Genomic DNA, 12,849 nt, shown 5'->3' with positions numbered 1-12,849 from the left:
GGTTAGGGTTCCAGCCGCCGCTGTTGCCGCCCAGCGATTGGGCGATGTCCTGCTTGATGCGGCTGAAGGTCCAGTTGGAGCGGTTGACCTGGTCCAGGTAGAACCGCAACTGGTCGTCCGGGATGCGGCGACCGCGTGACTGTTCGGAATACTCCAGGCTGATGACCCGGGTCTGGTCCTGCACCGACAGCGTGCGCACGTTTTCCGGTGCATAGGCCTTGGGCGCGATCTGGGCGAAGGCGCTGCCGGCCGCCAAGGCCAGCAACAGTACGAAAACGGACTGCAACAACGGCTTCTTCATGGCGACACCCTCCTGGGAAGGCGCCAGCATACGCCCGGCCGGTTAAGGCTGTGCAGGGGCAGGCCCCGGGCCGGAGGGCAGGGGAGCGGGTAAACTAGCGGGCTTGACCGGCCTGTCACGCCGCGGGATGTCCCGGCCCCGGTCCGAACCCAGTGGAGCCCCCATGCGTACCCATTTCTGCGGCCTCGTCGACGAGGCTTTGATCGGCCAGACCGTAACCCTGTGCGGCTGGACCGATGTCGCCCGCAACCTCGGCGGCGTGTGCTTCATCGACCTGCGCGACCACGAAGGCATCGTGCAGGTGACGGTGGATCCGTCCAATGCCGAGGTGTTCAAGGTCGCCGCCTCGCTGGGCTACGAGGACGTGCTGCAGGTCGAGGGCGTGGTGCGCGCGCGCGAGTCGGTCAACGCCAAGATCCGCACCGGCCAGGTCGAGGTGATTGCCACCCGCATCACCGTGCTCAACAAGGCCGAGCCGCTGCCGTTCCACCACCACGAGAACCCGGGCGAGGACATCCGCCTGAAATACCGCTACCTGGACCTGCGCAGCCCCGACATGCAGCGCAAGCAGCGTACCCGCATCCGCCTGGTGCAGGCGCTGCGCCGCTGGCTGGACGCACGCGGTTTCCAGGACATCGAGACACCCATCCTCACCAAGGCCACGCCCGAGGGCGCGCGCGACTTCCTGGTGCCGGCGCGCATGCACCCGGGCGAGTTCTATGCGCTGCCGCAGTCGCCGCAGCTGTTCAAGCAGATCCTGATGGTCGCGGGGTTCGACCGCTATTACCAGATCGCGCGCTGCTTCCGCGATGAGGCGCTGCGTGCCGACCGCCAGCTGGAATTCACCCAGCTCGACATGGAATTCGCGTTCGTGCGCGAACGCGACGTGCAGGACACCGTGGAAGGCATGATCCGCGACATCTTCGCCGAGGTGATGGACGTTCAACTGGATGCGCCGTTCCCGCGCATGACCTGGGCCGAGGCGATGCGCCGCTACGGTTCGGACAAGCCGGACCTGCGCATCGCGCTGGAGCTGGTGGACGTGGCCGATCTGGTGAAGTCCAGCGAGTTCGCCGTGTTCACCGCGGCCGCCAGCGACCCGGACGGGCGCGTCGCCGCGCTGCGCATCCCCGGCGGTGCATCGCTGAGCCGCAAGCAGATCGACGAGTACGCCGCGCACGCCGCCAAGTACGGTGCGAAGGGCCTGGCCTACATCAAGATCGACGATGCCGGTGAGATTTCCTCGCCGATCCGGAAGTTCTTCGCCGAGGACGCCTTCGCGGCCCTGGTGAAGCACGTCGGCGCGGGCAACGGCGACATCGTGTTCTTCGGCGCGGGCGGCTACAACAAGGTCAGCGACTTCATGGGTGCGCTGCGCCTGAAGGCCGGCAAGGACTTCGGTCTGGTCCAGGACGGATGGAAGCCGCTGTGGGTCACCGACTTCCCGATGTTCGAGTGGGACGAGGACGCGCAGCGCTACGTCGCGCTCCACCACCCCTTCACCGCGCCCGCGGTCGACGACATCGCCGACCTGCGCGCCAATGCGAAGACCGCGGTGTCGCGTGGCTACGACATGGTGCTGAACGGCAACGAGATCGGCGGCGGTTCGATCCGTATCCATCGTCCGGAGATGCAGGGCGCGGTGTTCGAGCTGCTCGGCATCGGCGCGGAAGAGGCCGAGGCGAAGTTCGGCTTCCTGCTGGATGCGCTGCGCTTCGGCGCCCCGCCGCATGGCGGCATCGCGTTCGGCATCGATCGCATCGCGGCGCTGATGGCCGGCACGGAGTCGATCCGCGACGTCATCCCGTTCCCGAAGACCACCACGGCGCAGTGCCTGATGACCAGCGCGCCGTCGCCGATCCCGGACGAGCAGCTTGCTGAAGTCCATATCCAGGTTCGTCCGCGGACTTGACCGCTAAGCGGTCAAGCCCCCGTCATTTCGCCTGGGCGAAATGACGGGCCCCGCGCCGTTGCATGCCACAACCCCGCGGCTGACGCCGCGCCCCCTTGACTCAAGGGGGCTTAACATCAAGAGAGCCAAGATGACGGAAGTTGCTTTTTCGCTTGAGTGGGAACGCCTGGGCAATGAAGGCGCCGATGCGGGCCTGGTGACGGAACGCGCGCGCGTGTTCGGTGGCTGGCTGGTGCGCGTCGGCACGTCGCCGGCCGCGATGGCGGTGACCTTCGTGCCGGACGGCCAGGGTCGCTGGGACGGCGAGGACTTCGGCGAAGACGATTACGAAGAAGAAGACGAAGAAGAGTACGAAGAGGAAGAAGACGAAGACGCCGACGAGGAAGACGAGGCGGACGAAGAGGAAGAGGACGAAGAGGGCGCGTGAGCGTGCGGATCCGTCGCGCCACCGTCGATGACGCGGCCGTGCTGTCGGACCTGGCGTCGCGTACGTTCACCGAGACCTTCGGCCATCTGTATCCGGCCGAGGACCTGGCGGCGTTCCTCGCCGATGCCTACGAGGTGGGAAAGCAGAAGGTCATCCTGTCCCATCCGGACTATGCGGTGTTGCTGCTGGAGGACGACGGTGTGGCCGTGGGCCATGCGGCGGCCGGGCCGTGTGGGCTGCCGCATCCTGAAGTGAAGGCGGGCGATGGCGAGCTGAAGCGCTTGTACGTGCTGGCGTCGTACCAGAACGCTGGATGGGGCGGGAAGCTGTTCGCCGAGGTGGAGCGGTGGTTGTTGAGGGATGGGCCGCGGACGCTGTGGATCGGGGTGTGGTCGGAGAATTTCGGTGCGCAGCGGTTTTATGCGCGGCAGGGGTTCGTGAGGGTGGGGGAGTACAAATTTCCCGTGGGAAAGACGCTGGATGATGAGTTCATCCTTAGACGTGATGCGGCCTTAGTCGCTTGATGCACAGCTTCCGCTTGCCCTTCGGGCCAGCGGGTAACTTTTCTTTGTCTGGCCAAAGAAAAGTCACCAAAAGAAAGGCCATTCCCCGACGAAGCAATCCCATCGCGTCATTGCTATCGGGATTTTCCGGTTCGCCTTCCTGGCGAATCGGAAAACGGCGGACATCCTTGTCCGCCGCCCTTCGGGTCTGGCTAGGACACGGATGTTCAAAGCAGAGAAGCAAACGGCCGCTGATGCGGCCGTTGCTTTGTCTGTGTCTTGGAACTTACTTCTGCAGGAAGTCCAGCAGGTCCTGGTTGACGCGGTCCTTGTGGGTGTCGGTCAGGCCGTGGGGGGCGCCAGCGTAGACGATCAGCTTGGCGTTCTTGATCAGCGCGGCGGAGGCCTTGCCGGAGGCGTCGATGGGGACGATCTGGTCGTCGTCGCCGTGGATGACCAGGGTGGGGATGTCGAACTTCTTCAGGTCGGCGCGGAAATCGGTGGCCGAGAACGCGGCGACGGAGTCGTACGTGTTCTTGTGGCCGGCCTGCATGCCCTGCGCCCACCAGCTGTCGATCAGGCCCTGCGAGACCTTCGCGCCGGGGCGGTTGAAGCCGTAGAACGGGCCCGAGGCGATGTCCTTGTAGAGCTGCGCGCGGTTGTCCAGCGAACCTTTGCGGAGGCCGTCGAACACCTCGATCGGCAGGCCGCCCGGATTGTCGGCGGTCTTCAGCATCAGCGGCGGCACGGCGCTGATCAGCACGGCCTTCTTGACGCGGCGGGTGCCGGGGCGACCGATGTAGCGCGCCACTTCGCCGCCGCCGGTGGAGAAGCCGACGAGGGTCACGTCCTTCAAATCCAGCGTGTTGATCACCGTGGCCAGGTCGTCGGCGTAGTGGTCCATGTCGTTGCCGTCCCACGGCTGGCTGGAGCGGCCATGGCCGCGGCGGTCGGGGGCGACCACGCGGTAGCCCTTGGCGGCCAGGAAGATCATCTGCGACTCCCAGCTGTCAGACGACAGCGGCCAGCCGTGGCTGAAGGGGACGACCGGGCCGTTCTTCGGGCCCCAGTCCTTGTAGTACAGCTGTACGCCGTCGGCGGTGGTGATGTAGCTGGCGGTGCGCTCGACGGCGACCGGGGCGGGAACGCTGGCGGGGGCGGCCAGGCTGGCCTGGGTGGCGACGGCCAGGACGGTGGCGGCGATGGTGCGGGTGATGGCGTTCATGGCGAGGATTCCTGTAGTGGGCGGGGCAGGAGGAGGGGTCAGTCGGCGATCACCAGCGTCACGTCGATGTTGCCGCGCGTGGCGTTGGAGTACGGGCAGACGATGTGGGCGGCGTCGACCAGGGCCTGCAGCTGTTCGCGGGCGATGCCTGGGGCGGCGATGGTAAGTTCGGCCTGGATTCCGAAGCCGGTGGGGATCTGGCCGATGCCGACCTTGCCGGTGACGGTAGTCGAGGCGGGCAGGGCGACCTTCTGCTTGCCGGCGACGAACTTCAGCGCGCCCAGGAAGCAGGCCGAATAGCCCGCGGCGAACAGCTGCTCCGGGTTGGTGCCGTCGCCGCCGGCGCCGCCCAGCTCGCGCGGGGTGGTCAGCTTCATGTCGAGCACGCCGTCGGACGAGGTGGCCTGGCCTTCGCGGCCGCCCGAGGCGGTGGCGGTGGCGGTGTAGAGGATCTTTTCGATGGACATGGCGGTATTCCTTGGGGAGGGGATGGTCCGGGGCGGGGGGCCGTCCGGTGAGGTGTACTTTGCGCGCCACGTCGGTACGAAGGGTGATATAGAATCCTGAAAACTTGATCTTGAGTTCCGACATGGTCGATCGGCTGGCTGTCCTGCTGGACCGGTTCTCGGTGAGCGCACAGGTGTTCAATGCCGGTGCGCTGTGCGGCATCAACACGCTGGAGGCCGACATGGGGCTGGGTCAGCTGCACCTGATCCGGCAGGGGCCGCTGGAGGTGGTCTATGGCGCGACCTCGCTGCGCATCGACGAGCCCAGCCTGCTGCTTTTCCCGCGCGCGCTGACGCACCGCTTCATCAGCGACCCGGTGCGTGGTGCCGACATGACCTGCGCGACGTTGCGGTTCGAGGGCGGCGACCAGAATCCGATCTGTGCGGCGTTGCCCGACGCGGTCTGCCTGCCCCTGTCGGGCATCCATGGCGCCGGGGACGTGCTGGCCCTGCTGTTCGAGGAGGCCTTCACCGAGCGCTGCGGACGCACCGCGCTGGTGAACCGCCTGTTCGAGGTGGTGATGATCCAGGTGCTGCGCCAGCTGATGGAAACCGGCGAGGTGAAGGGCGGTATGCTGGCCGGGCTTTCCCATCCGCGCCTGCGCAATGCGATCGTCGCCATGCACGAGGCGCCGGCGAAGGACTGGACGCTGGAGGATCTGGCGCGCGTGGCGGGCATGTCGCGCACGGTGTTCGCGTCGACCTTCCGCGAGTCGCTGGGCATCACGCCCGGCCAGTACCTGCAGGGCTGGCGAGTGGGGCTGGCGCAGCAGGCGCTGCGGCATGGCAAGCCGCTGAAGGTGGTCGCATCGGACGTGGGCTATGGCAGCGAAGCCGCGCTGTCACGCGCGTTCAAGGCGCACAGCGGGCTGTCGCCACGCGAATGGAAGCGCGCCCATGCGACGCACTGAACGGGCTGGCGGCCCGCGCAGGCTTACACCACACTTCCGGCCATGACCGCACAGCCCTCCTCGACGCCACGCGTGCTGCTGGTGCATGGCATCTGGAATGCGAAATCCTGGCTCACGCCGCTGGCGCGGCGGTGGCGGCACGAAGGCTTCGAAGGTGAAGCCTTCGGCTACCCCAGCATCCGCGGGGGGCCGGAGCCCGCCATTGCCGCGTTGATCGCGCGTCTGCAGGGCGGGCCGCCCGTCCATCTGGTGGGGCACAGCCCGGGCGGACTGATCGGCCTCGAGGCGCTGCGCCGCGCGCCTGGCCTGCCGGTGCAGCGCATGGTCTGCCTGGGCTCGCCGCTGTGCGGCAGCGGTGCCGCGCGTGACCTGGGACGGCGGGCGTGGACCGCGCCCGTGCTGGGCCGCAGCGGCGGCCTGCTGCAGGCCGGCTGCCCTCCCTGGGAGGGCACGGTGCCGGTCGGGATGGTGGCGGGCAACGTGGCGCGGGGCATCGGCCGCCTGATCACCCGGTTCGGGGGCGAATCCGATGGCACGGTCGCGCTGGAAGAAACCCGTCTGCCGGGGCTGGCCGCGCACTGCGTGGTGCCGGCCAGCCACACCGGGCTGGTGTTCTCCGCCCATGCGGCGCGCCAGGCGGCGCATTTCCTGCGCGAGGGCCGCTTCGACAGCGGGCCATGATGCGGGCGGGGGGCGCGGATAAACCGCGCCCTTGTCAGAGCACTCCGGAAGTCACCATGGGTAGAGGCCCGTCCATCGAAGCCCGCAAGAACGCCACCGACGCCAAGCGCGGCAAGATCTTCACCAAGATCATCCGCGAGATCGGCGTGGCGGCCCGTGCCGGCGGCGGCGATCCCGCCAACAACCCGCGGCTGCGGGTGGCGGGGGACAAGGGGCTGGCGGCGAACATGTCCAAGGACGTGATCGAGCGCGCCATCAAGAAGGCCACCGGCGAACTGGAAGGCGTGGTCTACGAGGAAGTGCGCTACGAGGGCTATGCACCCGGCGGCGTGGCCGTGATCGTCGACTGCCTGACCGACAACCGCGTGCGCACCGTGGCCGTCGTGCGCCATGCCTTCAGCAAATGCGGCGGCAACATGGGCACCGAGGGCTCGGTGGCCTTCATGTTCAAGCGCCTGGGCGTGCTGAGCTATGCGCCGGGCGCGGACGAAGAAAAGATCACCGAAGCCGCCATCGAAGCCGGGGCCGACGACATCGTGGTGTACCCCGATGACGGCTCGATCGACGTGGTCACCGCGCCGGAGGCCTTCCAGGGCGTGAAGGACGCGATGGAAGCCACCGGCCTGAAGCCGGATCACGCCGAGATCACCTTCCGGGCCGACAACGACATCAGCGTGCAGGGCGACACCGCGCTGCAGGTGAAGAAGCTGCTGGATATGCTGGAAGACCTGGACGATGTCCAGGACGTCTATTCCAACGCCGAGCTGGGCGCGGATGCGTATGCCTGACGGCCGGGATTCAGGATTCGGGGCCCGGGATGCTCAAGAGCGCTCTCCCGGCCACCCGATACCCCGTCCTGCCTCCGCCGGCGTCGAATCCCGAATCCCGAATCCCCCATCCCGGCTCCAATGACCCGCATCCTCGGCATCGACCCCGGTTCCCAGCGCACCGGCATCGGCATCATCGATGTCGATGGCGCGGGCAGGGTGAGCCATGTCCACCACGCGCCGCTGGTGCTGCTGGGGGCGGAGGATTTCCCGCAGCGGTTGCGCGTGCTGCTGGACGGACTGACGGCCGTCATCGCCACCTGGCAGCCGGACGAGGTCGCCATCGAGAAGGTGTTCATGGCGCGCAATCCCGATTCGGCCCTCAAGCTGGGGCAGGCGCGCGGCGCCGCCATCAGCGCCGTGGTGCTGCGCGACCTGCCCGTGCACGAGTACGCGGCCAAGGAAGTGAAGCTGGCCGTCGTCGGGCGCGGCAGCGCCGAGAAGACCCAGATCCAGCACATGGTCGGCATCATGCTCAACCTGCACGGCAAACTGCAGGCCGATGCCGCCGACGCGCTGGCCGTCGCCATCACCCATGCGCACGTGCGCGCCACCGCCAAGCGGTTGGGCGTGAGTTCGCAACTGGCCTGGAGCAGGAAATGATCGGACGTCTTCGCGGCATCCTGGCGTACAAGTCGCCCCCGTGGCTGGTGATCGACGTGGGTGGCGTCGGCTACGAACTGGAAGCGCCGATGAGCACGCACTACGACCTGCCCGACGTGGGCCGCGAAGTGCTGCTGTTCACCCACTATGCGCAGAAAGAGGACAGCGTGGCGCTGTACGGCTTCCTGCGCGAGGGCGAGCGCAGGCTGTTCCGCGACGTGCAGAAGGTCAGCGGCGTCGGCGCGAAGATCGCGCTGGCCGTGCTGTCCGGTGCCAGCGTGGACGAATTCGCGCGCATGGTGCAGGCGGGCGACATCGCCGCGCTGACGCGCATCCCCGGCATCGGCAAGAAGACCGCCGAACGCATGGTGGTGGAGCTGCGCGACCGCGCGGCCGACCTGATCGGCACCGGCGTGGGCGGCATCAGTGCCTTGCCGGCCGATCCGCAGTCCGAGGCGACCATCGCCCTGCAGCAGCTGGGCTACAAGCCGGCCGAAGCCACCCGCATGGCGCGCGACGCCACTGCGCCAGGCGACGAGGCCGCGACGATCATCCGCAAGGCGCTGCAGTCGGCGCTGCGCTGACCGCCGCCTAGAGCACCCCTTCACTTTCACAGCGCTACCCTTCCGGCCGCCATGTCCACCCCCTCATCTCCCCACGACGCCGGGCAACACGGCCATTCGAAGGCCGGCATGGTCGCCCTGGTGGCGGGCGCCGTCGGCGTGGTGTTCGGCGACATCGGCACCAGCCCGCTGTACACCATCAAGGAAATGTTCCATCCGCACTTCGGCCTGACGCCGGATGCGGACACGGTCCGCGGGTTGCTGTCGCTGGGTTTCTGGTCGCTGCTGCTGGTGGTGACGTTGAAGTACGTCATCGTGATCATGCGCGCCGACAACGACGGCGAGGGCGGCATCATGGCGCTGACCGCGCTGGCGCAGCGCAGCCTGACCAAGGGCTCGCGCCTGAACTATACGGTCGGCATCCTCGGCATCTTCGGTGCGGCCCTGTTCTTCGGCGACGGCATGATCACGCCGCCCATCACCGTGCTGGGCGCGGTGGAGGGCCTGGAGGTGGTGTCGCCGGTCTTCACCCGGTGGGTGGTGCCGATCAGCCTGGTGATCCTGACCGGCCTGTTCGCGTTCCAGCGCTTCGGCACCGCGAAGGTGGGCAAGGCGTTCGGCCCGGTGATGATCACCTGGTTCATCGTGCTGGCCGGCTTCGGCATCTACAACATCGCGCAGAACCCGTCGGTGCTCGCGGCGCTGAATCCATTCTGGGCCTGGCACTTCTTCGTCACCCACGACTGGCACGCGGTGCTGATCCTGGGTGCGGTGGTGCTGACCGTCACCGGCGGCGAGGCGCTGTACGCCGACATGGGGCACTTCGGCAAGAAACCCATCCGCTGGGGCTGGTTCGGTTTCGTGCTGCCGGCGCTGGTGCTGAACTACTACGGCCAGGGCGCCGTGCTGCTGCGCCATCCCGAGGCGGTGGCCAACCCGTTCTACATGTCCATCCCGGACTGGGCGCAGATCCCGATGCTGGTGCTGGCCACCACGGCCGCGGCGGTGGCCTCGCAGGCCGTCATCACCGGTGCGTTCTCGGTGACCCGCCAGGCCATCCAGCTGGGTTACCTGCCGCGCCTGCACATCAAGTACACCTCCAAGGACACGATCGGCCAGATCTACGTGCCGTCGGTCAACCTGATGCTGTACCTGGCGGTGGTGGTGCTGGTGCTGAGCTTCCAGAGCTCGGGCGCGCTGGCCACGGCCTACGGCCTGTCGGTCACCGGCACCATGCTGATCGCCCCCCTGTTGCTGGCGATCGTCGCGTACACGCGCTGGCCCGATTCCCGCCGCTGGGTGCTGCCGTTGTGCGGCGTGTTCCTGGTGATCGACCTGGCCTTCCTGTTCGCCAACGGCGCGAAGCTGGTCACCGGCATCGGCGCGTGGGTGCCGCTGTTCATCGGCATCACCGCCTTCACCATGATGCGCACCTGGCGCCGCGGCCGCGAACTGCTGCATGGCGAGGTGCAGAAGGACGGCATCCGCCTGGATACCTTCCTGCCCGGCCTGATGCTGGCCCCGCCGGTGCGCGTGCCGGGTACCGCGATCTTCCTGACCGCCGACAAGGGCGTGGTGCCGCACGCGCTGCTGCACAACCTGAAGCACAACAAGGTGCTGCACGAACGCAACGTGTTCCTGACGGTGGAAACCATGACGGTGCCGTACGCGCCGAAGAAGAAACGGCTGAAGATCGAGCCCATCGGCGACGACTTCTATCGCGTGGTGATCAGCTACGGCTTCGCCGAGACGCCGGACGTGCCGCAGGCGCTGATGGGCTCCTGCGACCAGGGCGGCGTGTACTTCGATCCGATGGAGACCACCTACTTCGCCAGCCGCGAGACGGTGGTGGCCCGTCGGCAGGGCGGCATGCCGATCTGGCGCGACAAGCTGTTCGCGGCCATGCACCGCAACGCCGCGCCGGCGACGGGGTTCTTCCGCATTCCGGGCAACCGCCTGGTGGAACTGGGCGCGCAGGTCGAGATTTGACGGTGAATGGGCGACGGTTTCGTCCATAATCCCGTCATGACCGCCGACCGCCTCATCGATTCCTCCGCCACCCGCGAAGACGACGCCATCGAGGCCAGCATCCGGCCCAAGCGGCTGGACGAGTACCTGGGCCAGAAGCCGGTGCGCGAGCAGCTGGACATCTACATCCAGGCGGCGAAAGGGCGGGGCGAGGCGCTGGACCACGTGCTGATCTTCGGGCCGCCCGGCCTGGGCAAGACCACGCTGAGCCACGTGATCGCCAACGAGCTGGGCGTGAACCTGCGCGTCACCTCCGGCCCGGTGATCGAGAAGGCCGGCGACCTGGCCGCGCTGCTGACCAACCTGCAGCCGCACGACGTGCTGTTCGTCGACGAGATCCACCGTCTCTCGCCGGTGGTCGAGGAGGTGCTGTATCCGGCGATGGAAGACTTCCAGATCGACATCATGATCGGCGAGGGCCCCGCGGCCCGTTCGATCAAGCTGGACCTGCCGCCGTTCACGCTGATCGGCGCCACCACGCGCGCCGGCCTGCTGACTGCGCCGCTGCGCGACCGTTTCGGCATCGTGCAGCGGCTCGAATTCTATTCGCCCGAGGAACTCACCCGCATCGTGCAGCGTTCGGCGCGCATCCGGGGCATGGACGGCGTGCCGGAGGGCGCCGCCGAAGTCGCGCGTCGCGCGCGCGGCACGCCGCGCATCGCCAACCGCCTGCTGCGGCGCGTGCGCGACTACGCGCAGGTCAAGGCCAACGGCCACATCGACGTGGACGTGGCGCGCGCCGCGATGCAGATGCTGAAAGTGGACCCCGAGGGCTTCGACGAACTGGACCGCCGCATGCTGCGCACCATCATCGACAGCTTCGATGGCGGACCGGTCGGTGTGGAATCGCTGGCCGCCGCGCTCAGCGAGGAGCGCGGCACGCTGGAGGACGTCATCGAACCTTACCTGATCCAGCAGGGCTTCCTGATCCGCACCGCCCGCGGCCGCATGGCTACCCGCAAGGCCTACCTGCACCTGGGCCTGATGCCGAAGGGCAGGGTGCCGGATGCGAGCGACGCGCCAGGCGAACTCTTCTGAGCGCCACTGGTTTCAGGTTGGTATGCACCATGCCGTGCGGGAGCGCATGCTTTGACGACTGATTCGAAGACGATCGCCGTGGATGCGGCTCCGTTCATCTTTCCGACACGCGTCTATTGGGAAGATACCGACGCCGGTGGCGTGGTGTACCACGCGCAGTACGTCGCTTTCCTGGAGCGGACCCGCACCGAGTGGTTGCGGGCCCGCGGGTACGCCCAGGAGCAGCTGCGCCAGACCCACGACCTGGTGTTCGCCGTCCGCGCGATGCGCCTGGATTTCCTGCGCCCCGCCCGGCTGGACGATCTGCTGCAGGTCAGCGCGCGCATCCACCAGTGCAAGCGGGCCAGCGTGGTGTTCGCCCAGACGATCGAGCGCGGCGGTGAGGTGCTGCTCACCGCCGAGGTGAAGGTCGCGGCGCTCAGCGCGTCCGGGTTCAGACCCGTTGCGCTGCCCGAGACGTTGTACGAAGAGTTCCGCCGGCTCGAGACCCCGGGCCCGCCGCTTTAACCCGACACGCAAGACAACACGAGAATCGAGGAACGACGGATGATCGCAACGCTGCTGGCCTTCCAGGACACCGTGGTGGAGGCGCTGCCGCCGGAAACCGCCGCCGCCGCCGCCCAGGCCACGGCCGAAACCGTGCACAGCGGGATCAACTACATCGACCTGATGCTCAAGGCCAGCCTGCCGGTGAAGCTGATCGTGCTGTTGCTGCTGGCCGGCTCGCTGATCAGCTGGATCATCATTTTCCGCAAGGCGCGGGTGTTCAAGACCGCCAACCGCGACGCCGACGAGTTCGAAGGCCGGTTCTGGTCCGGCGCCGAACTGCACAAGCTCTATGCCGGCGCCGCCGACCGCAATCGCGTCGTCACCGGGCTCGAGGCGATCTTCGAAGCCGGCTTCCGCGAGTTCACCCGCCTGCGCGACAAGCGCGGCCTGGACGGACGCGCGCAGCTGGAAGGCGCCCAGCGCGCGATGCGCGTGACCTACACGCGCGAGGTCGACCAGCTGGAACGCAACCTGGAACTGCTGGCCAACATCGGCTCGACCGCGCCTTACGTGGGCCTGGTGGGTACTGTGTTCGGCATCATGGTCACCATGCACGACATGCTCAACAGCGGCGAGCAGGCGGGCATCGCCGCCGTCGCGCCGGGTATCTCGGAAGCGCTGTTCGCCACCGCGATCGGCCTGTTCGTCGCCATTCCGGCGGTGTGGGCCTACAACCGTTTCACCACCCGCGTCGAGCGTCTGTCGGTGCGCTACGAGAGCTTCGCCGAGGAATTCAGTTCGATCCTGCAGCGCCAGAGTTCGGGCGAGTAAGCGG

The 12,849-nt window shown here is 67.6% G+C and carries 14 protein-coding genes and 1 pseudogene; 12 read left to right on the top strand and 3 right to left on the bottom strand.

Translation table 11 applies throughout. From position 1 onward, the window contains the following. Window positions 1–301: pseudogene (locus CSC76_RS15265) on the bottom strand (DUF3011 domain-containing protein); the annotation flags it as partial. A gap of 163 nt (window positions 302–464) precedes the next feature. On the opposite strand from CSC76_RS15265, the gene aspS reads away from it, so the two are divergent. The 3 genes from aspS to CSC76_RS15250 all read left to right on the top strand — a co-directional run bounded on the left by aspS (window position 465) and on the right by CSC76_RS15250 (window position 3,164). Beyond that, complete coding sequence (aspS, locus tag CSC76_RS15260) at window positions 465–2,213, top strand: aspartate--tRNA ligase (protein ID WP_162110852.1); 1,749 nt, start codon at window positions 465–467, stop codon at window positions 2,211–2,213. A gap of 130 nt (window positions 2,214–2,343) precedes the next feature. Further along, on the top strand, window positions 2,344–2,640 hold the full coding sequence (locus CSC76_RS15255) for a DNA primase (RefSeq protein ID WP_162110851.1): 297 nt from the start codon (window positions 2,344–2,346) through the stop codon (window positions 2,638–2,640). Then, window positions 2,637–3,164 (top strand): GNAT family N-acetyltransferase, encoded by a 528-nt coding sequence (locus tag CSC76_RS15250; protein ID WP_162110850.1) that lies wholly within the window; start codon window positions 2,637–2,639, stop codon window positions 3,162–3,164. The genes CSC76_RS15255 and CSC76_RS15250 overlap by 4 nt, the downstream gene beginning before the upstream one ends. Window positions 3,165–3,429: 265 nt before the next feature. On the opposite strand, the gene CSC76_RS15245 is transcribed toward CSC76_RS15250, so the two are convergent. Together CSC76_RS15245 and CSC76_RS15240 are read right to left on the bottom strand one after the other, a co-directional pair. Further along, on the bottom strand, window positions 3,430–4,368 hold the full coding sequence (locus CSC76_RS15245) for an alpha/beta fold hydrolase (RefSeq protein ID WP_162110849.1): 939 nt from the start codon (window positions 4,366–4,368) through the stop codon (window positions 3,430–3,432). 38 nt (window positions 4,369–4,406) lie between these two features. Further along, window positions 4,407–4,835 carry an organic hydroperoxide resistance protein gene (locus tag CSC76_RS15240; protein ID WP_162110848.1) on the bottom strand — a complete coding sequence of 143 codons (429 nt, stop codon included), beginning with the start codon at window positions 4,833–4,835 and terminating at the stop codon, window positions 4,407–4,409. A gap of 122 nt (window positions 4,836–4,957) precedes the next feature. Here CSC76_RS15240 and CSC76_RS15235 point away from each other — a divergent pair, with 122 nt between their 5' ends. The 9 genes from CSC76_RS15235 (at window position 4,958) to tolQ (ending at window position 12,845) form a co-directional block, all read left to right on the top strand. Further along, the gene (locus CSC76_RS15235; RefSeq protein ID WP_162110855.1) at window positions 4,958–5,785 is read left to right on the top strand and encodes an AraC family transcriptional regulator; all 828 of its coding nucleotides are present in this window, start codon (window positions 4,958–4,960) and stop codon (window positions 5,783–5,785) included. Between the two features lie 42 nt (window positions 5,786–5,827). Next, window positions 5,828–6,466 (top strand): esterase/lipase family protein, encoded by a 639-nt coding sequence (locus CSC76_RS15230; protein ID WP_162110847.1) that lies wholly within the window; start codon window positions 5,828–5,830, stop codon window positions 6,464–6,466. A gap of 56 nt (window positions 6,467–6,522) precedes the next feature. Next, window positions 6,523–7,254, top strand: coding sequence for a YebC/PmpR family DNA-binding transcriptional regulator (locus tag CSC76_RS15225; protein WP_162110846.1), 732 nt, complete (start codon window positions 6,523–6,525; stop codon window positions 7,252–7,254). A gap of 120 nt (window positions 7,255–7,374) precedes the next feature. Next, the gene (gene ruvC, locus CSC76_RS15220) at window positions 7,375–7,896 is read left to right on the top strand and encodes a crossover junction endodeoxyribonuclease RuvC (RefSeq protein WP_162110845.1); all 522 of its coding nucleotides are present in this window, start codon (window positions 7,375–7,377) and stop codon (window positions 7,894–7,896) included. Further along, window positions 7,893–8,480: a Holliday junction branch migration protein RuvA gene (gene ruvA, locus CSC76_RS15215; RefSeq protein WP_162110844.1), complete on the top strand. Its 588-nt coding sequence runs from the start codon at window positions 7,893–7,895 to the stop codon at window positions 8,478–8,480. The genes ruvC and ruvA overlap by 4 nt, the downstream gene beginning before the upstream one ends. A gap of 51 nt (window positions 8,481–8,531) precedes the next feature. After that, window positions 8,532–10,448, top strand: coding sequence for a potassium transporter Kup (locus tag CSC76_RS15210; protein WP_162110843.1), 1,917 nt, complete (start codon window positions 8,532–8,534; stop codon window positions 10,446–10,448). Window positions 10,449–10,484: 36 nt separating this feature from the next. Beyond that, window positions 10,485–11,525, top strand: coding sequence for a Holliday junction branch migration DNA helicase RuvB (ruvB, locus tag CSC76_RS15205; RefSeq protein WP_162110842.1), 1,041 nt, complete (start codon window positions 10,485–10,487; stop codon window positions 11,523–11,525). Window positions 11,526–11,576: 51 nt separating this feature from the next. Next, window positions 11,577–12,032 (top strand): tol-pal system-associated acyl-CoA thioesterase, encoded by a 456-nt coding sequence (gene ybgC, locus CSC76_RS15200; RefSeq protein ID WP_162110841.1) that lies wholly within the window; start codon window positions 11,577–11,579, stop codon window positions 12,030–12,032. 39 nt (window positions 12,033–12,071) lie between these two features. Next, the gene (tolQ, locus tag CSC76_RS15195) at window positions 12,072–12,845 is read left to right on the top strand and encodes a protein TolQ (RefSeq protein ID WP_093487632.1); all 774 of its coding nucleotides are present in this window, start codon (window positions 12,072–12,074) and stop codon (window positions 12,843–12,845) included. Window positions 12,846–12,849 lie beyond the last annotated feature (4 nt).

The organism is Pseudoxanthomonas mexicana (assembly GCF_010093385.1).
GTDB classification, from domain to species: domain Bacteria; phylum Pseudomonadota; class Gammaproteobacteria; order Xanthomonadales; family Xanthomonadaceae; genus Pseudoxanthomonas_A; species Pseudoxanthomonas_A mexicana.
This window is presented reverse-complemented; position numbering and strand designations above follow the sequence as displayed.